This is a genomic window from Arthrobacter sp. SAFR-044, from assembly GCF_051965175.1.
Lineage (GTDB): Bacteria > Actinomycetota > Actinomycetes > Actinomycetales > Micrococcaceae > Arthrobacter.
In genome coordinates this window covers 1-21,163 of the sequence record NZ_JBQCMK010000004.1, presented here as the reverse complement: position 1 = coordinate 21,163, position 21,163 = coordinate 1, and the positions used below count along the sequence as shown (strand labels likewise).

Here is a 21,163-nt window from a genome sequence, read left to right as displayed (position 1 = left end):
CCTTCGAGCCCGTACAAGACCAGGAGATGCAGTGGCCGCAAGTACCCTTACCGAGGTGGCCCGCCTTGCCGGCGTTTCCCCCGCCACGGCCTCCCGCGTGCTGAACGGATCCGCCCGCACGCCCGGCAAGGACATTGCCGAACGGGTCCGGCAGGCGGCCGAGTCCCTCGGCTACATCCCCAACGCCCAGGCCCAGGGGCTGGCGAAATCCAGTTCCGGCCTCATCGGACTGATCGTCCATGACATCGCCGACCCCTACTTCGCGGCCATCGCCCGCGGTGTCCAGGAAGCCGCACGGGAACAGCGCAAGATGGTGCTGCTTGCCACCACCGGCGGCGGTCCGGCGGAGGAGAAGGAAGCGGTGGCCGCCTTCGCGGCCCGGCGTGCAGACTCCATCGTGATCGCCGGGTCCCGCTCGTGCCGTGAGGAGGACAAGGACGGCAACGCCGAGCTGGCAGCCGAACTTGACCGGTACTGCCGTAACGGTGGCCAGGTGGCCGTAGTGGGCCATCCCGTGGCGGGTGCGACTGCTCCCGAGGGGTACCACGTGGTGAAAGTCCCCAACCAGGAGCTCGCTGGCCGGCTTGCCACCGAACTCGCGGGCAGCTGGGATGGGGAGTTCGTCATTGTCGGCGGACCCGATGGTCTTTTGACCTCCGATGACCGGGTCCGCGGCTTCCAGGAAGGACTGGAGCGGGCCGGGCGCCGGCGGGCGGAAGTGCTCCGCAGCGCGTTCAACCGGTCCGGCGGATATGAGGCTGGGCTTGAACTGGCTGCCCGGATCAGGGCAAGGCAGCCTGAAGGCGGGGACGCCGCGGCACCAAAACTCTGCATCTTCGCCGTCAATGACGTGATGGCCATCGGGGCCGCGGCAGCGTTGCGGTCGGAGGGGCTCCGGATCCCCCGTGACGCAGCCATCGCCGGCTTCGACGATATTGAAACCCTCCGCGACTTCCGGCCGGCCCTTTCCACCGTCCGCCTGCCGCTGGAGGACATCGGGCGTTTGGCCACGCGGGCTACGGAACGGCGGCCGGCCGGCGGGGACGGCGAGGACGGCGACGGACCGGAAGGCACTTCACACGGTGGCATCACGGGCGAGGTCACGTTGCGGCGCAGCACCGAAGCGGCTGCCTGATGGTGCCACGGGGACTAACGGCAGTTCCGGCGCGTCCGGAAGCTGCCGGTGCCCGGCCCGCCATCCTGGTCCTGCCGGGCGGAGGATATGCCCGGCAGGCCGACCACGAAGCAGAGCCCGTTGCCGAATGGCTGGCGTCCCTGGGCGTCCATGCTTTCGTCCTCCGCTATCGGGTGGCCCCTGACCGGCACCCCGCCCCCTTGGAGGACGCCAAGGAGGCCATGCTCCACATCAGGAATGGAGAGCACGGATTGGCCGTGGACCCGGAGCGCGTCGGCGTCCTGGGGTTCTCCGCCGGCGGCCACCTGGCGGCCACCCTCAGCACGGCAGCTGCCACGGGAAACCGGGACCTTGACGTTCCCACAGCAGTCCCGGACCTTACGGTGCTTTGCTACCCGGTTGCATCACTGACCCACGAAACGCACCAGGGATCCGTGGTAAACCTCCTTGGCGACGCGCCGCCGTCGGACCTTCTGACGGCGCTCTCGCCGGAGCTGAACGTGACGCCCCTGACGCCGCCGGCGTTCCTCTGGCATACGGCCGACGACGACGCCGTTCCAGTGAGCAACAGCCTGAACTATGCCAGGGCGCTCTTTGCCGCCGGCGTTCCCGCCGAACTGCACGTCTTCCCGGCGGGACGGCACGGGCTGGGGCTTGCCGCGGACCAGCCCGGACCTGGGCAGTGGACCGCACTGTGTGAGGCTTGGCTGCAGCGCGCTGGGTGGACGGACAGACGCACCGGGGCCGCCACGGACGGCCGCAGCTAGCCGAGCGCCCGCCTAGCCCAGCGCCCGGATGGTCCAGCTTGCCTCATGGGACTTGCCGGGCAGCAGATGGATCACGTCCGTGCCCGAATGCAGGGCATCCGGCGGGCACGTCATAGGTTCAACAGCCAGGCCCAGCCGGTCCGGGCCGACGGGCTTGTCACCGGTGTGCACCTGGACCCAGGGCCACTCAGTGCCCCATTCGAGTTCCACCCCTGTACCTGACGGGTCCAGTACCCGTACCCGGGCCAGGCCGGCACCGTCCCGGGCAATGTCCGTGAAGGCATGGTCAATCTTCACGGGCCCCAGCCGCCGCGGCGAACGGAAGTCGAAGGCATCCCCATCCACCGGCCGCATGCCCACGGGCAGAAGCCGGTCAGGGGTTACCTCCAGGTAGGCGGCGGCCGGAAGTTCAAGCGACCAGTCGTCCAGCGGGGACGGCCCTGCCACCAGGTAGGGGTGGGGGCACACCCCGTAAGGCGCGGCAAGGGCGCCGGTGTTGGCCGCCCGGACCGTCCCACGGAGCCCGTCACCGGAGAGCGTGTAGGTGACGGCCAGTTCCAGGTCCCCGGGGTACTCCGGGCCGGCCGGAATGCGGCAACCCAGGACGGCGCGGTCCGCGGCTGCTTCCAGGACTTCCCATGTCCTGTGGATGGCAAGGCCATGCAGGGCAGCGCCGCGCTCCGGCTCGTTGACGGCGGCGGCATAGGACCTACCCCCGTAGGAGTAGGTGCCGTCCGCGAGCCGGTTGGGCCAGGGCGCGCAGATGACGCCGCGGTAGTCGGGCACAGCGCCGTCGGGGCCAAAGCCCACCACCAGGTCTCTGTCCCCGCAGCGCAGCTCGCGGAGCGCCCCGCCCCGAAGGGTGACGACGGCGGAGTAGGGTCCGTGGGCAAGGTGGACTTCGGTTCCTGGCATGGTTCCCTCTGCGTCGTAGTGTGTTAGCGCTCACCAGCCTACCCCACCGATACAGTCTTCAGCTGGCTAAAGTTGCCCCATGGACACGGCCGCCGACCAGGACCTTATTGCCTCCATCAGGGGTGCGCTCCGGGAGATCGCCGACCCTGCACGCGCCGCGGAAGCGCAGGCCTACATGAAGTCGGCGCTCCCATCGCTGGGCGTACGGGTGCCCGGGGTGCGGCGGGTCGTGGCGCAGGCGGCGCGGACGTATCCGCCGCAGTCCGCGGCGCAGCTGCGCGCCACGGTCCTGGACCTGTGGCGCACCTCCACGTTCCGCGAGGAAAAGTACGCTGCGATCGACCTGACGGCGGACCGGCTGGTGGCCGCGGACCTGGACATGATTCCCGCTTACGAGGAAATCATCCGGACAGGCGCGTGGTGGGACTTTGCCGATGGCGTATCCGGCCGGATTTGCACATTGCTGCAGGCGCACCCAGGGGAAATGTCCAGGCTCCTCCGGCAGTGGAGCCAGGACCCGGACCTTTGGATCCGCAGGGCCGCCATCACAGCGCAGCTGCGCGCCAAGGCGGCCACCGACACGCAGCTGCTCGGCGCCGTCATCGAGCCGAACCTTGCGGACCGGGAGTTCTTCATCCGCAAGGCGATCGGCTGGGCGCTGCGCGAGTATGCCAAGACCGCGCCGCAGTGGGTGGAGGCGTTCGCCGCCCGGCACCGGGACGCCATGAGTCCGCTGTCCCGCAGGGAGGCCCTGCGCAGGATCGGCGGCGGGGCCGCACGGCAATAGCGGCCGCTAGATCACGGGACGTTCGACGACGGGCTGGTGCGTTTTGCGGAACAGCCTGCGGGTGCCGGGGTCCCAGAAGATCAGGTACAGGGCAAAGAGCAGGGCGGTCAGCGCCGCGGCAACGCGGGCCAGGGCGAGGGCGAAGCCGAGGTCCTGGGTCTGGAGGTACGGGAAAACGTCCAACTGGTCCGAAATGGCGTAGATCATGAAGAAGGACACCACGAAGTACAGTGCCTTGACCTGCCAGTCGTTCCTGATGCCCGTCACGGCAAAGAGCGGTATGAGCCAGACGACGTACCAGGCCTGGATGATGGGGGCCAGCAGGACCACGGCGGCCAGGGCGAGCGTCAGGCGGCGCATAAGGCGGTCATAGTCACCCCTCAGGATCTGCCAACCGGCGATGCCCACGGCAAGCAGCTTCCCGGCGTCGAACACCCAGCCTGCCGGGACCGATCCGTCGAGGCCGAAGGCGTTGGCCAGGGACCCCACCACCATGCCAGTCAGGCCCACCGGGGCGTACCAGATGGAAATGCTGCCCGGTGCCGATAGCCCGTTGATCCAGCCGAAGCCGAACCCGTTGACCATGCTCATTGCGGTCAGCAGCACCAGGCTCAGGCCCGCTGTCAGCGCCCAATACGCCACTTTCCGGAGCCAGCCTGCATTCCTGCCTGCCCACAGGAGTCCGATGAACGGCAGGAAGAGGATGGTGATGGGCTTCACCGCGATGGACAGGGTCACCAGCACGATGCCGCGGACCTGGCGCCGTGTCGCGGAGTAGTACAGCCCGGCCAAGGCAAGCCCGATCATCAGGGAGTCGTTGTGGACGCTGGCGATGAAGTTTGTCAGGAAGAGCGGGTTGGCCACGGTCAGCCAGAGGGCCCGGTGGGGATTCACGCCGTGCAGTTCGGCGAGCCGGGGCACGTAGATGACGCAGAGGACCACTCCGGCCAGCGCCACCAGCCGGAAGAGCATGACACATGCCTCCGGTTGGACGTTGGTGGCCCAGACCACGAACTGCTCGATCCACAGGAACAGCTGGCCGTACGGAACCGGGGCCTCGGTCCACATCTTGTCGGCGCCCAGCTGGAAGTAGTTGGACAGGGCGGAAATGCCGTTTTCGTATGGGTTGAAGCCCTCCACCATCAGGCGCCCCTGCCCGATGTACGCATACACGTCGCGGCTGAACAACGGCACGCTGAACATCATGGGAAGTCCCCATGCCACCACTGCGGACAGGGTTGCCCGCCGGGCTTCTTCGCCCCACACGCGCACTTTCTGGCCAAGCCGCAGCCAGGCACGCACCAGCAGCATGCCTCCCACTGCCACCAGGACGATGGACAGCGCCACTCCGGGGGCCTCGGTGCGCATCCAGATGAAGACGGGCATCCGGCGCAGCTCCGAGACAGGGGCCAGCCAGCCCACACCGATGGAGCCAATCATCATGAACATGGAGCCCAGGAAGCCGGCAAGCAGGGGTGAGCGCGGATTGTCCACCTCGGCACTGCCCGCTCCGGCACTGCCGGCGGCCGCCATCTCCCCCGTTGCGGGCACAGGCGCCGTCATCTCAGGATTGTCCAATCTTCATGCGTTTTCCGCGGTTCACCCAGGGGCCCGCGCAGGCCGGCCGGGACACGATTAAAAGGCGGAAGGGCGACCCGCCGCGTACCCGAAATCCTAGCATCGGCAGGGCTCACGGACGTGTAACGGTAGGCTGGTCCGGTGCCTATATCTAACGAACGAATCGTCTGGATCGACTGCGAAATGACCGGCTTGGACATCAAAAACGACGCCCTGATCGAGGTGGCGGCACTGGTCACTGATTCAGAGCTCAACATCCTGGGCGACGGCGTCGACGTCGTCATCAAACCCGACGACGCCGCGGTGGCCCAGATGTCCGACTTCGTCCGTGACATGCACACCAAGTCGGGGCTGCTGGCGGAACTGCCGCACGGCAGGACGATGGCAGAAGCAGAGGCCGCGGTCATGGAATACATCTCCACCTGGGTTCCCGATCCGCGCAAAGCGCCGCTGGGCGGCAACTCGGTGGGAACCGACCGGGTGTTCCTCTCCCGCGATATGCCTGCCGTGGTGGAGCACCTGCACTACCGGGTCATCGACGTCAGCACCATCAAAGAGCTGTCGCGCCGCTGGTACGCCCGGGCGTACTTCCAGTCGCCGGCGAAAAAGGGCGGCCACCGTGCACTGGGAGACATCAAGGATTCCATCGATGAACTCCGGTACTACCGCGAGGCAGTGTTCGTCCCAGCACCCGGACCGGACAGTGCCACCGCCCAGAAGATCGCCAAGGGCATCACCAGCGCGGACGCCGCGGGACAGTCCGAAGAGTAATCTGCGCCACGTTTGATGAAATTTTGCTTCAAATCGCAGAAAGTGGACAAAGCACCCCTTCCGAGCAGGTAAGCTATTTGAGTTGCGTTTCCAGGGAGCCGCTCCGGTGGATTTCCCTTGAGGCACATGGTGGGCGTAGCTCAGTTGGCAGAGCGCCTGGTTGTGGTCCAGGAGGTCGCGGGTTCAACCCCCGTCGCTCACCCTCACGGGGCGGCACATTCAGCCGTCAACAAAGGAGGCCGCACCGGATATCCGGTGCGGCCTCCTTTTTCGTGCCCTGCCGGGTACGTGCATTGCAGCCGGGGACACCGCGAAGCCGAAGGACTACTGATATGACTGTTCTGCCGATCACCATCTGGGGCGAGCCCGTCCTGCACCGCCGGGCCAGCGAGGTGGAGGTCTTCGACGACGAACTGCGCACCCTGATTGCCGACATGTTCGAAACCAACGACGCCGCCAACGGGGTAGGGCTCGCCGCCCCGCAGGTCGGCGTCGGCAAGCGGATCTTCGTCTACAAGTACGCCAACGACGACGGCGCTCCCCCAGCCGGCGTCCTGGTGAATCCCGTCCTGACCCTGTCCAAGGTCTCCGGTGCTGCGCCTGACCCGGACGAGGAGGAAGAGGGCTGCCTGTCCTTCCCGGGCGAACAGTATCCGCTCAAGCGGGCCGAATGGGCCCGGGTGGAAGGTTTCGACGAGTTCGGGGAACCGGTCAAATTCGAGGCGACGGGCTGGTTTGCCAGGGTCATCCAGCACGAGTATGACCACCTGGACGGCAAGCTCTACGTCAACCGGCTGATGGACCGGTATTCCCGCAAGGCCATGAAGCAGGCCAAAAAGAACGGTTGGGGCGTGCCGGGGCTGACGTGGATGCCCGGCGTTGACCCGGATCCGTTCGGCCACTGACGCCACTGGCCCCTGCCTGGCGGATGCCGTTCAGCCTGCGGTGACGGTCTGCTGCTGGGGGCAGGAGGCAAGGACGCGCTTCATGGCGTCCTTTTCGGCGTCCGTCACCCAGAGCCCGTACGCAGCCTTCACGGAAATCTGCCGGGCCACATAGTGGCAGCGGATCGCCGTGTTTTTCGGCAGCCAGGTGGCGGCGTCCCCCGCGCTTTTTTGCTGGTTGGCGGCGCCGTCCGCGGCGATAAGGTTCAGGGGATCGTTTGCCAGGCTCTGGCGTTCCTTCGGACCCAACCGCTGGGCGCCCTTTTGCCAGGCATCACCCAGTGCCACCACATGGTCGATCTGGACCGCACGGCTGCTGTCGGAACCGCGCCGGAAATCGACGTCCTGGCCTGTATACGGTTCCCGGAAGTGCCCGGCCGTTACCTTGCAGGACGATCCCTCGGAGAAGACAACATCAGCGAGGTCCCTGCGAAGTATGTCATTGCGGGTGTCGCAGCCGTTCCGGTCAACATCGAGCCATGCCTGGCCGAAGGCTTCCCGGCTGTAATCGGTGTTGGGCGCCCTGCCCTTCACGGCCAGGCCGTCCAGGGCCGCGAGGGCACTGCCGCCCGGCACCGGATTGGGCTCCTGGACCGGTTTCATCCAGGCGGCGTCGAAGACCGGAGCTTCCGTTGGCCCGTCCCCCGCGGGTCCGCCGGCCGCGAACTGGCCAGCGGTGAAGAACCAGAACAGCGCGGCAATGATGGATACGGCGGCGGCGGCAAGAAGCGCCCAGGCCTGCCGCGAACGGCGGCGTGCGCGGCGGTAGGCGGACCAGCTGATGGTCACGGGGCGGGCGCCGGGAGGCGAAAGTCAGGCACCCCAAGAGCCTAGGACAAAGGGCACGCCCGGCCGCTGATATCCACACTGTTGGGGACGAGTGATGGGTCACAAGGCCGTGCGGCCGGCGGGTTACTGTTCCCTGGTGACCCTTCTCAGGTCTTCTTCCGCGATGGCCAGCAGGTTCTCGAGCTGGCGCACCCGCTCATCGGTGACGTCGCCGGTTTTCTGGGCGGCACGGGCGCGTTCCAGCAGCCGCACGGCTTCCTTATGGTTGGCTTTGGCCACGTCCAGTGCGTGCTCGAGGGTGGTTTCGTGCTGAAGTGTCGATTCGTTGTCCATGCCACCAGTGTGGTCCCGTTTCCCGGCTGATTCCAGAGAATCAGCCGGGAATTCGCAGGATGCCGGCGGATTTGGCTAGACGGCGATCGCGGCCAGGGCGGCCGCGCTTTCCTTGGCGGGGAACGACGGCGGGTTCACGCCTGCCATCTCTTCCATGACGCGGACCACCTGGCAGCTGTAGCCGAACTCGTTGTCGTACCAGACGTAGAGCACCAGGTTCTTGTCGGTGGACACGGTGGCCAGTCCGTCCACGATGCCGGCGCGGCGGGAGCCCACGAAGTCCGTGGAGACGACCTCGGGCGAGTCGATGTAGTCGATCTGCTTGCGCAGGTCGGAGTGCAGCGACATTTCGCGCAGGTAGTTGTTGACCTCGTCCTTGGTGGTGCCGTTTTCAAGGGTGAGGTTCAGGATGGCCAGGGATACGTCCGGGGTGGGGACGCGGATGGAGCTGCCGGTGAGCTTGCCCAGGAGTTCGGGCAGGGCCTTTGCCACTGCTTTGGCGGCACCGGTTTCAGTGATGACCATGTTCAGTGCAGCGGAGCGGCCGCGGCGGTCGCCCTTGTGGAAGTTGTCGATCAGGTTCTGGTCGTTGGTGAAGGAGTGGACGGTTTCGACGTGGCCGTGGACCACGCCGAACTTGTCGTTGATGGCCTTCAGGACCGGGGTGATGGCGTTCGTCGTGCAGGACGCCGCGGAGACGATCTTGTCCGTGTCGGTGATGTCCCGGTGGTTGATGCCGTGGACGATGTTCTTCAGCTCACCCTTGCCCGGTGCGGTCAGCAGGACGCGGGCGACGCCCTTGCTCTGCAGGTGCTGGGACAGGCCTTCGGCGTCGCGCCAGCGGCCGGTGTTGTCCACCACCAGGGCGTTGTTGATGCCGTAGGCGGTGTAGTCGATGGTGGCGGGGTCGTTCGAGTAGATGACCTGGATCTGGACGCCGTTGGCCGTGATGGTGTTGGCGGCCTCGTCGATGCGGATGGTGCCCTCGAAGGACCCGTGGACCGAGTCGCGGCGCAGCAGGCTGGCGCGCTTGGAGAGGTCGTTGTCGGAGCCCCGTCGGACCACGATGGCACGCAGGCGCAGGCCGTGGCCGCCGCCTGCCTTTTCGATGAGGAGGCGGGCCAGGAGCCGGCCGATGCGGCCAAAGCCGTAGAGGACGACGTCGGTGCTGGTGCGGTCGTCGCCGCCGCGCTTTCCGACGATCTCGGCGAGCTCTTCGCGGAGGAATTCCTCCAGGGTGGCGCCGTTGCCTTCTTCCTTGAACTTCTGGTTCAGGCGGGCGATGTCGATCGCGGCGGCGCCAAGCTCAAGTCCGGCCAGCGTGTTCAGCAGGGGCGCCGTGTCCTCCAGGAGCAGTTCGTCCTTGCTCATCCGGCGCGCGAAGCGGTGCGCCTTGAGGATGTTCATGGTGGACTTGTTGATCAGGCTCCGGCCGTGGATGCTGGTCACCACGTTGTTTTCGCGGTACAGCCTGCCGATCACCGGGATCATGGCCTCGGCGAGGGCCTCCCGGCCCATCCACGTATCAAGACAAGAATCAGACGTCTGGCTCACAGAAATACCTTCCTCGGTTCAGCCGTGTACGTCGTCGTACACGGATGTAGGCCACCTGATGATGTCCAGGGGCACCGGCGCCTGCAGGGATGGCCCCCAGGCACCTGGATCGCGTGCAAAGAAAAACCGCCGGCTGCGGGCGCAACTTTCGGCGGTAGAACTCCTGCGTCCGGGATCCATTCTAATTTGGCGCGCTGCAGGGAGCACGCCCGCGCTGCGTGAAATCACTCACATGGCCCGGGAGGCCGCGAAGCTGCTGCGGCTGCTGCCCTCAGTTGTGGATAGCGGAGTAGAGGTTCAGGCTGGCGGAGAACACCAGCCAGGAAAAATACGGCAGCACCAGGTACCCGGCGGCGGCGTCCACCGGGCCGAACCGCAGGATCAGGAACGCCAGGGTTGCGGTGAGCGCACAGATGACCGCGAAGGCAACCCACAGGGCCACCACTCCAAGCATGGGATACATGGCGAAGAAGGTTGCCGGCCATGCTGTGTTGAGCAGCAGTTGCACCACATAGCCGGCCAGGGTAGCCCCGGACAGGCGCCCTTTGCGCCAGACCAGCCAGGCGGCCGCCGCCACGCCCGCGTACAGCACCATCCAGGTGGTGCGGAACATCCACGACGGCGGCATCCACGGCGCTTTCAGTGAGCCCGCGTACCAGCCGTTGGAGTTAAGGATGATGGGAACCGAGGCGAGTACCCAGGCCAGGGCGGACAGAGCCAGGAAACCGGCAAGGGCAATAACCTGTGAACGGATGCCGGGAATGCCCCCTGCGGGTGCGGGACGGGTTTCAGGAATAACGGGCACGATTCAGGATCCCCGACGCATAGGGTGTGGTCAAAGGCGGTTTAAGGATGGGACAGCCGATACGCCGGGTTCTGTTCTCCCCTGCCGTTACCGGAAAGGGAGCGACGGCCATCCATCTACGAGTACCGTTGCCGGCACCCTCCAGCGGCCTACCCGGACACTCGGGCGGGCAGCCCTCGAACGTGTCCTGTCTGGCCTTGCTCCGGGTGGGGTTTACCTAGCCTTCCCGGTCACCCGGGAAGCTGGTGGTCTCTTACACCACCGTTTCACCCTTACCTGCCCTTCCCGGCCGTGGCCGGAAATGCAGGCGGTCTGTTTTCTGTGGCACTGGCCTGCGGGTCACCCCGAGTGGGCGTTACCCACCACCCTGCCCTGCGGAGCCCGGACGTTCCTCGAGCCACTTGCGTGGCGCGCGGCCGTCTGGCTGTCCCATCCGGGTCCCAGTCTACCGGCGCCAACGCACCCCTTTTGCCGCCGGTAGGATCGGACGGTGCTGATTCTGCTTCCCCCTTCCGAAGGCAAGACACCCGCGCTCCGCGGCCCCGCCGTCGACTGGTCCGCCCTGGGCTTCCCGGAGCTCAACCCGTACCGGGCCAAGGTCCTTGAGGCGTTGGGAACGGTCAGCGCACATCAGGATGCCCTCGCCCTGCTGGGCGTCGGGGCGTCACTGCGCGACGACGTCGAACGCAATACGCGCCTGCACGCCGAGCCCGCGGCACCGGCGCACAGCATCTACTCAGGCGTCCTGTATGACGCGCTGGGATACCGGAGCCTGACGCCGGCCCAGCGGCGCAAGGCCGATGAATCGGTGCTGGTGGTGTCAGCCCTGTGGGGTGCCATTCGCTTCGGCGACAGCGTCCCCGCCTACCGGCTCTCCATGGCTACGGCACTGCCCGACGTCGGCCGGCTGGCTCCCTTCTGGAAGGCGCAGCTTGGCGACACCCTGGGCGCCGCAGCCCAGGGGCACCTCGTGGTGGATTGCCGGTCCAGCACGTATGCGGCGGCCTGGGCACCGCCGCCGGAACAGACCGTCTCGGTGAATGTCTTCACCGAGAGCGGCGGAGTGCGGAAAGTGGTGAGCCATTTCGCCAAGCACACCCGCGGCGAACTGGCGCGGCACCTGCTGGTTCGCCGCGGGAAAGCCCCCGCCGCGGCGTCGGACCTTTTGAAGGCTGCCCGCGAAAAGTGGCAGGCCGAGCTGGTGCCGGGGACCGCCCGCAAACCGCACGCCCTGAACATCATCCTGCCGGGCTGACCGCCCGGCAGGATGCATGCCGGCTGCTTAGGACCACTCGTCCGAGCGGACCAGGATGGCGCCGGAGTCCGGGCAGAAAACGACGTCGTCAGCCGCAGCTGCCTTGATCTCGGCGAGGTCACCGGGGCTGAGCTTCATGCCGGAGGCTTCGGACGTCCCGTGGAAGAGCCGGGCGGCACCGACTCCGCGCTTGGCCAACGTCTTTTCGTAGACCGCCACCAGGCCCGCCTCCAGGCCTTGGGCAAATTCGGTGCGCTGGCCACGAAGCCCTGCCGCTTCCGTTTCCACTTCGGCCAGGGCAGCATCAAGTTCGGCCCTGATGGTTCCAAAGGACCCCTGGATGTCATCGACAATCTGCTGCTGGGCCGCCTGCCGCTCCCGCAGCGAGTCCAGCCGCTCCATGACTTCCAGTTCCACGTCTTCAAGGTCGGAGCGCCGCTTGTTCAACGACGCGATGTCTTTTTGCAGCGCCACCAGGTCCTTGGACAGGCCGGTGCCGCTGTTGAGCCTGGCTTCGTCGCGTTCGATGCGTGCGGCGACCTGTTCGACATCGGCCTCTGCGCGCTTCAGCGCGGCCTCGGCGTCGTGCACGGCCACCTTGGCTGCGCCGAGTTCACCGTTGGCAACGGACAGGGCGGCCTCGAGGTCCTTGATGCGGGGATCGTTCTCCAGCGTGCGGCGGCGGTTGGCGAGGCCTTTCAACCGGGCGTCAAGGCCCTGCAGTTCGAGCAACTTCAACTGTTCCGCCGGTGCTGCCTTGGCCACATCTACCTCCGCTAAATCCCTTCCGGCCGGGGCCGGGCACCGAACCGGCGCTTCCTAGACTCTAGCCCGGAGTGAGGATGAAGTCCCAAGGGTCGCTGTTGGTGGTGCTCACCAGGATCTCCACGTCGTGGCCCTGGTCGGCCAGGACGTTGCCCAGGGCCGCGGCTGCGGCAGGCAGCCAGAGCCATTCGCTGGCAAAGTGCGAAACGTCCACCAGGTAGGGCCTACCGTTCAGGGCGGCCTCGCGCGCTTCCGACGCCGGGTGGTGCCGAAGGTCGGCGGTGACGTAGACGTCGGCATTGCTGGCCCGCACCTCGTTGAACAGCGAATCCCCCGCGCCGCCGCAGACCGCGATGCGCCGCACCAGGCCGTCTTTGTCGCCGGAAACACGCACGCCCCCGGCTACGGACGGAAGGATTCCGAAGACGCGCGCAGCGAAGTCACCAAGGCTCATGGCATCTGCGAGGTCACCCACGCGCCCAATGCCTTCCTCCGGCAGCCCGTTGGCCGCCACGGTCAGGGGGGCGACGTCCTGGAGTCCCAGGGCGTCAGCCAGGACATCGGAGACCCCTCCGACGGCGGAGTCCCCGTTGGTGTGCACGGTCAGCAGTGCCGTCCCCGACTCAATAAGCCGGTGCACCGCCCGGCCCTTGGCCGACGTGGCAGCCACCGACGTGACGCCCTTCAACAGCAGGGGATGGTGGGTGATGAGCAGCTCCGCTCCCCACTCAACCGCTTCCTCGATGACCTCCAGCGTGGGATCGACCGCAAACATCACCTTTGTGACGGGAGCGGAAGGGTGGCCTGCCACGAGCCCTACCTCATCCCAGTTCTCCGCCAAGGATTCCGGCCACAGCTCCTCAACCGCAAGCAGCAGTTCGGCCAGTGTGGGGGCGTCCCCGGAACCGGCCGGAGCTGGCGTGTCGGAGGAGGCTCCGCCGTCGTGATCTGCCTGGCCGGTAACGTCGGTGTCCACAGGTTCCATAGTCTTAGTTTTACCCCATCGGCTTCCCGCCTCCGCTGTTCTGCGGCACCGCGGCGGGCTGCCGGGGAATCTTCCGGCGCCGTCAACCATTGAAGAGGTCATGAAAACTTTTGTTCTTGGCGGAGGCTGCTTCTGGTGCCTTGACGCCGTCTACCAGAAGACCAGGGGCGTCACCTCCGTGGTGTCCGGCTACACCGGCGGGCACGATCCCCACCCGGACTACTACTCGGTCTGCAGTGGAACCACGGGCCACGCCGAAGTTGTGGCGGTGACCTTTGATGAGGACATCATCCCGGCGGAGGTTGTCCTGGACATGTTCTTCGCCCTGCACGATCCCACCACGCTGAACCGGCAGGGATACGACGTGGGCACCCAGTACCGCTCCTCGATGTTCTATGAAACCGACGAGGAGAAAATACTGTTCGAAGAAGCAATCGACCGCAACCAGGCGCTGTGGACGCATCCCATCGTCACCGAGGTCAGCCGGCTGCCGCGGTTCCATGTGGCGGAGGAATTCCACCAGGATTACTACGCCAAGCATCCGGAGCAGGGGTACTGCCAGGTGATCATCAACCCCAAGCTGGCCAAGGCACGGAAATATTACTCTGCATGGCTTAACGCTTAGCCCACCGTTACGCGGCCTCGTTAGGCTGACCTCAGTATTCACCCCTTAGAGATAGGCGTATTTACATGGCACGGATCTATGACGATGTAACGCAGCTGGTCGGCGGGACCCCGCTGGTTCGGTTGAACCGGCTCAGCGAGGGGCTGGACGCCACCGTTGCCGTGAAGCTGGAGTTCTACAACCCGGCCAACAGCGTCAAGGACCGTATCGGTGTGGCCATCATCGATGCCGCTGAAAAGTCGGGTGCCTTGAAGCCCGGCGGCACCATCGTCGAAGGCACCTCCGGCAACACTGGAATTGCCCTGGCCATGGTGGGTGCGGCCCGCGGCTACAAGGTCATCCTCACCATGCCGGAGACCATGTCCACCGAACGCCGGGTCATGCTGCGCGCCTTCGGTGCCGAGATTGTGCTTACCCCGGGATCCGAGGGTATGCGCGGCGCAGTGGAGAAGGCCCAGGAAATCGTGGCCAACACCGAGAACTCCATCTGGGCACAGCAGTTCGCCAACGAAGCCAACCCGGAGATCCACCGCAAGACCACTGCCGAGGAGGTCTGGGCCGACACTGACGGCGCCGTGGACATCTTCGTGGCAGGCATCGGCACCGGGGGAACCATCACCGGCGTCGGACAGGTCCTGAAGGAGCGCAAGCCGGGCGTGCAGATCGTCGCCGTGGAGCCCAAGGACTCCGCCATCCTGAACGGCGGCGCCCCCGGCCCGCACAAGATCCAGGGCCTGGGCGCCAACTTCATCCCGGAACTGCTGGACACCAATGTCTATGACGAGGTCCTGGACGCCACCCTCGAGGATTCGGTCCGCGTGGCCCGTGAACTCGGCATCAAGGAGGGCATCCTTGGCGGCATCTCGTCGGGCGCCATCGTCTGGGGCGCCCTGGAGCTGGCCAAGCGTCCGGAAAACGCAGGCAAGCTGATCGTGGCCGTCGTGTGCGACTTCGGTGAGCGTTACATCTCCACCGTCCTCTATGACGACATCCGCGGCTGATCAGTCCGCCGTCCGCCCGTTTCCTGTAGAAAGAACTTTGTGGGCTTTTTCGCAAGACTAAAGGAAGACCTCGACGCCGCCCGCTCCCATGACCCGGCGGCTCGAGGTTCTTTTGAGAACTTTTTCGCCTATTCCGGCCTGCATGCCATCTGGATCCACCGGCTGACCCACCGCATGTGGCAGAAGCCGGAGCTGCGGTTCCCGGCCCGGCTCCTGTCGCAGCTGGGCAGGTCCTGGACCGGCATCGAGATTCATCCAGGCGCCACCATTGGCCGCCGCTTCTTCATTGACCACGGCATGGGCGTGGTCATCGGCGAGACGGCCGAGATCGGCGAGGACGTGATGATCTATCACGGCGTGACGCTGGGGGGCCGTTCCTTGGCCAGGATCAAGCGGCACCCCACCATCGGCGACCGGGTGACCATCGGTGCGGGCGCAAAGATCCTGGGGCCCATCACCATCGGCCGGGACAGCGCCGTGGGTGCCAACGCCGTGGTGGTCAAGGATGCGCCGCCGGAGTCCATCATCACCGGGGTTCCCGCCAAGTGGCGGCACCGTGATGCACAGCGGGAAACGAAGCCCGCGGTGGACCCGGCAGAATACGACATCGAGTACCGGATCTGATGGTTTAGCAGGAACAACAAAAGGCGGGCAGGTCCCCGGTTTACCGGAGTCCTGCCCGCCTTTGTCATGCGGCGGCAGGTGCTAGTGCGTGTCCACCGCTTCAACCTCGGACTTGTCCTCGCCCCAGAGGGTGTGGAAGGTTCCTTCGGTGTCGATCCGGCCATAGGTGTGGGCGCCGAACAGGTCGCGCTGGCCCTGGATCAGGGCGGCGGCCACGCGCTTGCGGCGGAGGCCGTCGTAGTATGCCAGCGATGACGAGAACACCGGCACGGGGATGCCGAGCTGGACAGCGGTGGCAACAACGCGGCGCCAGGCCGGCAGGGCGTCTGCAATGGCCTTGGTGAACGCCGGCGCGAAGAGCAGGTTTGCCGGCTTCTCGTCGGCGGCGTAGGCCTTGGTGATGTCCTTGAGAAGCTCTGCGCGGATGATGCAGCCCGCCCGCCACAGGGACGCGATTTCGTCCAGCTTCAGGTCCCAGCCGTATTCCTTGGCTGCGGAGGTGAGCATGTCCAGGCCCTGGGCGTAGGAGACAAGCTTGGAGGCGTAGAGCGCCTGGCGGACGTCCTCGACGAACGTCTCCGGGATTTCCACCGTGGCCTCGTTGCCGGCCAGCAGCTCCTGGCCCAGCTTGCGCTGTGCGGCCTGGGAGGAGAGGGCACGGGCAAAGACAGACTCGGCGATGCCGGATACCGGCGATCCCAGTTCCAGGGCGGAGATGACGGTCCAGCGGCCTGTGCCCTTCTGGCCTGCTGCGTCAACGACGACGTCGACGAACGGCTTGCCGGTTTTGGCGTCAACGTGGCCCAGGACCTCGGCGGAGATCTCGATCAGGAACGACGACAGGTCACCCTTGTTCCACTCGGAGAAGATTTTTGCCTGCTCGGCGGGCTCGATGCCGGCGCCGGAGCGGAGCAGGTCGAAGGCCTCGCCGATGACCTGCATGTCGGCGTATTCGATGCCGTTGTGGACCATCTTGACGAAGTGCCCCGCACCGTCGGTGCCGATCCACGCGCAGCAGGGCTCGCCGTCGACCTTCGCTGAGATCTTTTCGAGCAGCGGGCCGAGGGCCTTGTAGGACTCCTTGGAACCGCCGGGCATGATGGACGGGCCGTTCAGGGCACCTTCCTCGCCGCCGGAGACACCGACGCCCACGAAGTGCAGGTCCTTCTTGGCCAGCGCGGCCTCCCGGCGGCGGGTGTCCTCGTAGTGGGAGTTTCCGGCGTCGATGATGATGTCGCCCGGTTCCAGCAGCGGCTCCAGCTGCTCGATGACCGAGTCCACGGGCTTGCCGGCCTTGACCATGATGAGGACGCGGCGCGGCTTCTCCAGGGAGTCAACCAGTTCCTGCAGGCTTTCGGTCCGGATGAAGTGACCCTCCGAGCCGTGCTTTTCCAGCAGTGCGTCCGTCTTCTCCACGGACCTGTTGTGCAGTGCAACCGTGAACCCGTTGCGGGCCAGGTTGCGGGCAAGGTTGGCGCCCATGACGGCGAGGCCGGTGACACCGATGTGTGCAGACATCAATAACTCCAATTCATTGTTCGCCTCGGCTGCCGGCTTCCGCGGACGGAAGTCACCGGGGCAGATCAGGGGGTCGGAATAAAGCATATATATTCTTGGTGTGACGCGAAAGTGGCAGCCACGGAATGGGACTGTTTGTGTCGGTTCCGGTCCAGGCCTGCTGCCAGCCACGTGGTTGCCAACAACTAGGCTTAGCAGCATGACCAGCAGCCTCCACCACCGTGCCATCGACAATCTGGGCACCCGGATCATCTCGGGGGAACTCCCTGCGGGCCACGTGATGCTCGCGGAGCAGTTGGAGGATGAGCTGAAAGTATCCCGTTCGGTGATCCGGGAAGCGGTCCGGGTCCTGCAGTCCCTGGGCCTGGTGGAAACCACCAAGCGGGTAGGGATCCGGGTGCTGCCCGCCAGCCGCTGGAATCCTTTCGATCCCCAGGTGATCCGGTGGCGGCTGGCAAGTAATGCACGGGGCGCCCAGCTGCGCTCCCTTGCCGAGCTGCGCGCGGCCGTGGAGCCTGCGGCTGCCGAGCTGGCCGCGCAGAACGCTCCGGCGGCGCTGCGGATGGAGCTCGTGGACGTAGCCCGGGCCATGCGGGAGGCCGGCAACAACGGCGAGGTGACCCGCTTCCTGGAGCTGGACATCCGTTTCCATTCCCTGCTGCTCTCAGGTTCCGGAAACGAGATGTTTGCCAACCTCATGGGCCAGGTTGCGGAAACCCTGACAGGCCGCACCGTCCACGGCCTGATGCCCGACCACCCCCATCAGGCTGCCCTGCAGTGGCATGAGGATGTGGCGGAGGCGATCGCCCGGGGTGACGCCGTGTCTGCGCGTGAAGCTTCGGACCGGATCATGCGGCGCACCATGTCGCAAATGGCCGATACCTGGACGGAACAGCCGCGGGTGTTTATCCCGGTTCGGCAGTAAGCATCAGCCGGAGCCGGGGAGCCCGTGAATCTTTCATGACACGTGACTTTTTGTTTCCGGGAGTTCACGGTATATTCATTCCAGGCCCTCCACCGCGGCATCCCCCAATAGTCGCGGTGGAGGGTTTTCCAATGCCCGGACCTACGCACCGGGCCAGGCCTCCCAGGCAGCACCGGCCACTTGTTCCCTCAACTGCCAGCCGCCGCCCAGTCCGTCCCGCTGGAGGTACATGGTGGTCAGGGCCGACCTGCCGTTGTTTCCCAGCCTGACCTGCACCTGCAGGACTTCGACGTCCACACCGCTGCTGCCCTTGGGCATCCGGCGGCTGGTTTCCCACCAGTTGATGCGCTCGAACCACCTCACGGGCTCGGCACCCACGGCCCATTCCCTGCCCTGGCTGAGCAACGCCGTCGGCATTCCATCGCTGTTTGTGTGCACTATGATCTGTTCCATTCCTGCAAGCTATGGCAAGGCACCGACAATCAGGCCCAGCGAGCGGCAGAGTGAGCGGCACAGCAAAAAACCCCGGTTCACCGCCATAAGGCGGTGAACCGGGGTTTTTCCTGGTGGGTCCTACCGGGATCGAACCGATGACATCCACGGTGTAAACGTGGCGCTCTACCAGCTGAGCTAAAGACCCAAATCACGCGGTTTCCGGCCGTTCCGCCGTAACCAACGAACATAGACTCTACCCGACGGGGGGCCGGAAACGCGAATCCATGGAACCCTACAGGGCAGGAAGTTCCGCGGCGAGGTAATCCAGTGCCTCACTGACACCGGATTCAAGCTTGATGGTTGCCTTGTCATCGCCGCGGGTAGTGCCCCGGTTGATGATGACTACCGGCTTGGATTCCTTGGCAGCGTGCCTCACGAACCGAAGGCCGCTCATGACCGTCAGCGACGAACCGGCCACAACCAGGGCCGCAGCCCCGTCAACCATTGCGTACGAGCGTTCCACCCGGTCCTTGGGTACGTTTTCCCCAAAGTAGACGAAGTCCGGCTTCAGCGTGCCGCCGCAGGCAGGGCAGATGGCCACCACGAAGCTGGTGATGAGGGCCTGGTCCTCTACGGTGGCGTCGGCGTCCGGGGCCATTTCCACCAGTCCGCCGGCCGCTGCCCGTTCAAGGAAGCCCGGGTTGAGCTCTTCGAAGACACCTGCCAGCAGGTGCCTGGAGTAGGTACGCCGGCAGTCCAGGCATACCACCTGGTCATACCTGCCGTGCAGATCCACCACGTTGCTGCTGCCGGCGTCCTGGTGCAGGCGGTCAACGTTCTGGGTAATCAGGCCGGTGAGGTAGCCTCGCCGCTCCAGTTCAGCGGCGGAATAGTGGCCCTGGTTCGGATCTGCGTGCCGCATGTGGGACCAGCCGATGTGGTTCCTGGCCCAGTACCGCTGCCGGTTGGCTGGGTCCCGGACGAACTCCTGGTAGGTCATGGGCGAGCGGGGCGGCGACTCCGGACCACGGTAATCCGGAATGCCGGAGTCGGTACTCAGCCCGGCGCCCGTCAGCAGGGCGAAGGGGGCGCCGGCGAGAAGGTCGCGGATCCGGGCCAGAACCTCGAGGTCACTGCCTGACGGCGGAGCGGGGGCCACCGGCGGCATACTGGCAAAGCCGGTCAGGCCTGTCCCCCGCCGCTGCCCAGCCATGCTTCCTCAGGCCTGCTTCAGATCCGCCAGGGCAGCACGGTATTCGCTGAAGTCGCGTGCCTGGCCGCGGGGGTTGACCACGCTGTAGCGGATCCTGCCGTCACCATCGATGATGAACGTGGCCCGCTTTGCCATGCCACTGTCGGCGTCGAACACGCCGTAGGCATCCGCCACGGCGCCATGCGGCCAGAAGTCTGCCAGGAGGTCGAAGGCGTAGCCTTCCTGCGCCGCGTAGGCGCGGAGGCTGAACTTGCTGTCCACGGACACGCCCAGGACCACCGCATTTGAATCCTCGAACAGGCCCAGATTGTCCCGGATTTCGCATAATTCACCGGTGCAGATACCGGAGAACGCAAAGGGGTAAAAGACCAGCGCCACATTTTGTCCCCGGAAAGAGGACAGCCTCACGGGCTCGCCGTATTGGTTGGCCAGCTCAAAATCGGGGGCTGCAGCGCCTATTGAAGGAACGGCTGCGGCGTTGGCCTCAACCGCTGCCGTCACTTGTTCTTCCTGCTGACCAGGCGGACCGCGCTCCAGTCCTTTGAGACACCGGCTGAGGTGGTGACATGCAGACCGGCCGTGGGAGCAGCTTCCTGGATCTCCGCCGGCGAAACGTAGCCGTCCCGGCCTGACTTGGGGGTAAGCACCCAGACAACGCCGTTTTCGCTCAGGGTGGTGAGCGAATCCATCAGGCTGTCCACCAGATCCCCATCGCCGTCACGCCACCAGAGGATGACTGCGTCCGCTACCTCATGGTCGTCCTCGTCCAGCAATTCGGCACCGGTGAGGTCCTCAATATCGTCACGCAAGTCGAAATCGACGTCGTCGTCGTAACCGAACTCCTGAATCAGATCCCCATTTTTGAAACCCAATTTTTCCGCCACATTTACCGAAGTGGCGGCGTCGGCCTCGCTCACGTGTTCCTCCAATACCTCATATATGCGGTGCGCATAGTGATTTCCATTACTCCCAAGCCAACACCCTTTGTGCCTGCGCTTCAAGCTGCCGCCCCCTGAGCTGCGCATATTCTGCGTCACATCCGGCTGCGGCACCCCCGTCGCAGGGGCTTTTCGTCACACAACCAGTATGACGAACGAAATACAACTGCAGCACCCGGGCTGCAGCTACGCATCGTGTTGCCGTCAGGGCTAGAGTGGCTGATGACAACTATGCCTGCCGGACGACAACCATGTGACTCCGTGCAGACACAGGAGCGCTAGGAAGCTGCCCGGCACACATGACCGGGCTGTTGTAACCGATACGTCGCACACGGCGTATATACGCCGGGCAGTCACCCTGCCTGGCCTGAGTGCGCCGATTCATGCGCGCAAAGAGAGGTTGGACGTGGCTGCAGGAGAAGAGACCTCCCATATCCTCAGCGGGTTGACTAACCAGCTGCCTGATCGTGATCCGGAAGAGACTGCCGAGTGGGTTGAGTC

23 protein-coding genes, 2 tRNA genes and 1 other RNA gene are annotated in these 21,163 nt (G+C 65.6%); 11 read left to right on the top strand and 15 right to left on the bottom strand.

Going from position 1 to position 21,163, the window contains the following annotated elements; translation table 11 throughout:
* Positions 1-31 precede the first annotated feature (31 nt).
* Both ACTHQS_RS07455 and ACTHQS_RS07450 read left to right on the top strand, forming a co-directional pair.
* Positions 32-1,135 (top strand): LacI family DNA-binding transcriptional regulator, encoded by a 1,104-nt coding sequence (locus tag ACTHQS_RS07455; RefSeq protein ID WP_440167463.1) that lies wholly within the window; start codon positions 32-34, stop codon positions 1,133-1,135.
* Positions 1,135-1,902 (top strand): alpha/beta hydrolase, encoded by a 768-nt coding sequence (locus ACTHQS_RS07450; RefSeq protein WP_440167461.1) that lies wholly within the window; start codon positions 1,135-1,137, stop codon positions 1,900-1,902. Before ACTHQS_RS07455 ends, ACTHQS_RS07450 begins: the two co-directional genes overlap by 1 nt.
* 12 nt (positions 1,903-1,914) lie before the next feature.
* On the opposite strand, the gene ACTHQS_RS07445 is transcribed toward ACTHQS_RS07450, so the two are convergent.
* A complete protein-coding gene (locus ACTHQS_RS07445; RefSeq protein ID WP_440167459.1) occupies positions 1,915-2,817 on the bottom strand; it encodes an aldose 1-epimerase family protein in 903 nt (300 codons plus the stop codon).
* Positions 2,818-2,896: 79 nt separating this feature from the next.
* On the opposite strand from ACTHQS_RS07445, the gene ACTHQS_RS07440 reads away from it, so the two are divergent.
* Positions 2,897-3,604, top strand: coding sequence for a DNA alkylation repair protein (locus ACTHQS_RS07440; protein ID WP_440167457.1), 708 nt, complete (start codon positions 2,897-2,899; stop codon positions 3,602-3,604).
* Between the two features lie 6 nt (positions 3,605-3,610).
* On the opposite strand, the gene mptB is transcribed toward ACTHQS_RS07440, so the two are convergent.
* Positions 3,611-5,167 (bottom strand): polyprenol phosphomannose-dependent alpha 1,6 mannosyltransferase MptB, encoded by a 1,557-nt coding sequence (mptB, locus tag ACTHQS_RS07435; RefSeq protein WP_440167456.1) that lies wholly within the window; start codon positions 5,165-5,167, stop codon positions 3,611-3,613.
* Positions 5,168-5,323: 156 nt separating this feature from the next.
* On the opposite strand from mptB, the gene orn reads away from it, so the two are divergent.
* From orn to def, 3 genes are all read left to right on the top strand, one after another.
* Positions 5,324-5,953, top strand: a complete 630-nt coding sequence (gene orn, locus ACTHQS_RS07430) for an oligoribonuclease (protein ID WP_440167455.1) — start codon at positions 5,324-5,326, stop codon at positions 5,951-5,953.
* A 129-nt stretch (positions 5,954-6,082) separates the two neighbouring features.
* A tRNA-His gene (locus ACTHQS_RS07425) sits at positions 6,083-6,155 on the top strand.
* Positions 6,156-6,285: 130 nt separating this feature from the next.
* The gene (gene def, locus ACTHQS_RS07420; RefSeq protein WP_440167454.1) at positions 6,286-6,858 is read left to right on the top strand and encodes a peptide deformylase; all 573 of its coding nucleotides are present in this window, start codon (positions 6,286-6,288) and stop codon (positions 6,856-6,858) included.
* A gap of 30 nt (positions 6,859-6,888) precedes the next feature.
* Here def and ACTHQS_RS07415 read toward each other — a convergent pair whose 3' ends face one another.
* The 5 genes from ACTHQS_RS07415 to rnpB form a co-directional block, all read right to left on the bottom strand.
* The gene (locus ACTHQS_RS07415; protein WP_440167452.1) at positions 6,889-7,686 is read right to left on the bottom strand and encodes an HNH endonuclease family protein; all 798 of its coding nucleotides are present in this window, start codon (positions 7,684-7,686) and stop codon (positions 6,889-6,891) included.
* 123 nt (positions 7,687-7,809) lie between these two features.
* A complete protein-coding gene (locus ACTHQS_RS07410; RefSeq protein ID WP_440167450.1) occupies positions 7,810-8,019 on the bottom strand; it encodes a hypothetical protein in 210 nt (69 codons plus the stop codon).
* A gap of 75 nt (positions 8,020-8,094) precedes the next feature.
* Positions 8,095-9,573, bottom strand: a complete 1,479-nt coding sequence (locus tag ACTHQS_RS07405) for a glyceraldehyde-3-phosphate dehydrogenase (protein WP_440167448.1) — start codon at positions 9,571-9,573, stop codon at positions 8,095-8,097.
* A gap of 271 nt (positions 9,574-9,844) precedes the next feature.
* Positions 9,845-10,378 carry a TspO/MBR family protein gene (locus tag ACTHQS_RS07400; protein WP_440167446.1) on the bottom strand — a complete coding sequence of 178 codons (534 nt, stop codon included), beginning with the start codon at positions 10,376-10,378 and terminating at the stop codon, positions 9,845-9,847.
* A gap of 44 nt (positions 10,379-10,422) precedes the next feature.
* Positions 10,423-10,810: RNase P RNA component class A (gene rnpB / locus ACTHQS_RS07395), an RNA gene on the bottom strand.
* A 58-nt stretch (positions 10,811-10,868) separates the two neighbouring features.
* Between rnpB and ACTHQS_RS07390 the strand changes: the two genes are divergently transcribed.
* Complete coding sequence (locus tag ACTHQS_RS07390) at positions 10,869-11,633, top strand: YaaA family protein (protein WP_440167444.1); 765 nt, start codon at positions 10,869-10,871, stop codon at positions 11,631-11,633.
* Positions 11,634-11,660: 27 nt separating this feature from the next.
* On the opposite strand, the gene ACTHQS_RS07385 is transcribed toward ACTHQS_RS07390, so the two are convergent.
* Both ACTHQS_RS07385 and ACTHQS_RS07380 read right to left on the bottom strand, forming a co-directional pair.
* Complete coding sequence (locus ACTHQS_RS07385) at positions 11,661-12,398, bottom strand: zinc ribbon domain-containing protein (RefSeq protein WP_440167442.1); 738 nt, start codon at positions 12,396-12,398, stop codon at positions 11,661-11,663.
* 61 nt (positions 12,399-12,459) lie between these two features.
* Positions 12,460-13,383 carry a Nif3-like dinuclear metal center hexameric protein gene (locus tag ACTHQS_RS07380; protein ID WP_440167440.1) on the bottom strand — a complete coding sequence of 308 codons (924 nt, stop codon included), beginning with the start codon at positions 13,381-13,383 and terminating at the stop codon, positions 12,460-12,462.
* 100 nt (positions 13,384-13,483) lie between these two features.
* Between ACTHQS_RS07380 and msrA the strand changes: the two genes are divergently transcribed.
* From msrA to epsC, 3 genes are all read left to right on the top strand, one after another.
* Positions 13,484-14,008, top strand: coding sequence for a peptide-methionine (S)-S-oxide reductase MsrA (gene msrA / locus ACTHQS_RS07375; protein ID WP_440167438.1), 525 nt, complete (start codon positions 13,484-13,486; stop codon positions 14,006-14,008).
* A gap of 65 nt (positions 14,009-14,073) precedes the next feature.
* A complete protein-coding gene (gene cysK / locus ACTHQS_RS07370) occupies positions 14,074-15,009 on the top strand; it encodes a cysteine synthase A (protein WP_188572526.1) in 936 nt (311 codons plus the stop codon).
* 39 nt (positions 15,010-15,048) lie between these two features.
* Positions 15,049-15,633, top strand: coding sequence for a serine O-acetyltransferase EpsC (gene epsC, locus ACTHQS_RS07365; RefSeq protein WP_159631761.1), 585 nt, complete (start codon positions 15,049-15,051; stop codon positions 15,631-15,633).
* 81 nt (positions 15,634-15,714) lie between these two features.
* Here epsC and gndA read toward each other — a convergent pair whose 3' ends face one another.
* Entirely contained in the window at positions 15,715-17,151 is a 1,437-nt protein-coding gene (gndA, locus tag ACTHQS_RS07360; RefSeq protein ID WP_440167436.1) for an NADP-dependent phosphogluconate dehydrogenase, read from the bottom strand.
* A 199-nt stretch (positions 17,152-17,350) separates the two neighbouring features.
* Between gndA and ACTHQS_RS07355 the strand changes: the two genes are divergently transcribed.
* On the top strand, positions 17,351-18,076 hold the full coding sequence (locus ACTHQS_RS07355) for a FadR/GntR family transcriptional regulator (RefSeq protein WP_440167434.1): 726 nt from the start codon (positions 17,351-17,353) through the stop codon (positions 18,074-18,076).
* A gap of 141 nt (positions 18,077-18,217) precedes the next feature.
* On the opposite strand, the gene ACTHQS_RS07350 is transcribed toward ACTHQS_RS07355, so the two are convergent.
* From ACTHQS_RS07350 to ACTHQS_RS07330, 5 genes are all read right to left on the bottom strand, one after another.
* Positions 18,218-18,529: a hypothetical protein gene (locus tag ACTHQS_RS07350; protein ID WP_440167433.1), complete on the bottom strand. Its 312-nt coding sequence runs from the start codon at positions 18,527-18,529 to the stop codon at positions 18,218-18,220.
* A 111-nt stretch (positions 18,530-18,640) separates the two neighbouring features.
* Positions 18,641-18,716 (bottom strand) — tRNA-Val (locus ACTHQS_RS07345).
* Positions 18,717-18,803: 87 nt separating this feature from the next.
* Entirely contained in the window at positions 18,804-19,724 is a 921-nt protein-coding gene (locus tag ACTHQS_RS07340) for an NAD-dependent protein deacetylase (RefSeq protein WP_440167432.1), read from the bottom strand.
* Between the two features lie 6 nt (positions 19,725-19,730).
* On the bottom strand, positions 19,731-20,225 hold the full coding sequence (locus tag ACTHQS_RS07335) for a peroxiredoxin (RefSeq protein WP_440167430.1): 495 nt from the start codon (positions 20,223-20,225) through the stop codon (positions 19,731-19,733).
* A complete protein-coding gene (locus tag ACTHQS_RS07330) occupies positions 20,222-20,641 on the bottom strand; it encodes a DUF3052 domain-containing protein (protein ID WP_440167428.1) in 420 nt (139 codons plus the stop codon). The genes ACTHQS_RS07335 and ACTHQS_RS07330 overlap by 4 nt, the downstream gene beginning before the upstream one ends.
* Positions 20,642-21,163 lie beyond the last annotated feature (522 nt).

Excerpts from the sequence above, each read along its gene's own strand:
- ACTHQS_RS07450 (WP_440167461.1), top strand. The coding sequence starts at position 1,135 with ATGGTGCCACGGGGACTAACGGCAGTTCCGGCGCGTCCGGAAGCTGCC.
- ACTHQS_RS07445 (WP_440167459.1), bottom strand. The coding sequence starts at position 2,817 with ATGCCAGGAACCGAAGTCCACCTTGCCCACGGACCCTACTCCGCCGTC.
- ACTHQS_RS07440 (WP_440167457.1), top strand. The coding sequence starts at position 2,897 with ATGGACACGGCCGCCGACCAGGACCTTATTGCCTCCATCAGGGGTGCG.
- mptB (WP_440167456.1), bottom strand. The coding sequence starts at position 5,167 with ATGACGGCGCCTGTGCCCGCAACGGGGGAGATGGCGGCCGCCGGCAGT.
- def (WP_440167454.1), top strand. The coding sequence starts at position 6,286 with ATGACTGTTCTGCCGATCACCATCTGGGGCGAGCCCGTCCTGCACCGC.
- ACTHQS_RS07410 (WP_440167450.1), bottom strand. The coding sequence starts at position 8,019 with ATGGACAACGAATCGACACTTCAGCACGAAACCACCCTCGAGCACGCA.
- ACTHQS_RS07380 (WP_440167440.1), bottom strand. The coding sequence starts at position 13,383 with ATGGAACCTGTGGACACCGACGTTACCGGCCAGGCAGATCACGACGGC.
- msrA (WP_440167438.1), top strand. The coding sequence starts at position 13,484 with ATGAAAACTTTTGTTCTTGGCGGAGGCTGCTTCTGGTGCCTTGACGCC.
- cysK (WP_188572526.1), top strand. The coding sequence starts at position 14,074 with ATGGCACGGATCTATGACGATGTAACGCAGCTGGTCGGCGGGACCCCG.
- gndA (WP_440167436.1), bottom strand. The coding sequence starts at position 17,151 with ATGTCTGCACACATCGGTGTCACCGGCCTCGCCGTCATGGGCGCCAAC.
- ACTHQS_RS07355 (WP_440167434.1), top strand. The coding sequence starts at position 17,351 with ATGACCAGCAGCCTCCACCACCGTGCCATCGACAATCTGGGCACCCGG.
- ACTHQS_RS07350 (WP_440167433.1), bottom strand. The coding sequence starts at position 18,529 with ATGGAACAGATCATAGTGCACACAAACAGCGATGGAATGCCGACGGCG.
- ACTHQS_RS07340 (WP_440167432.1), bottom strand. The coding sequence starts at position 19,724 with ATGGCTGGGCAGCGGCGGGGGACAGGCCTGACCGGCTTTGCCAGTATG.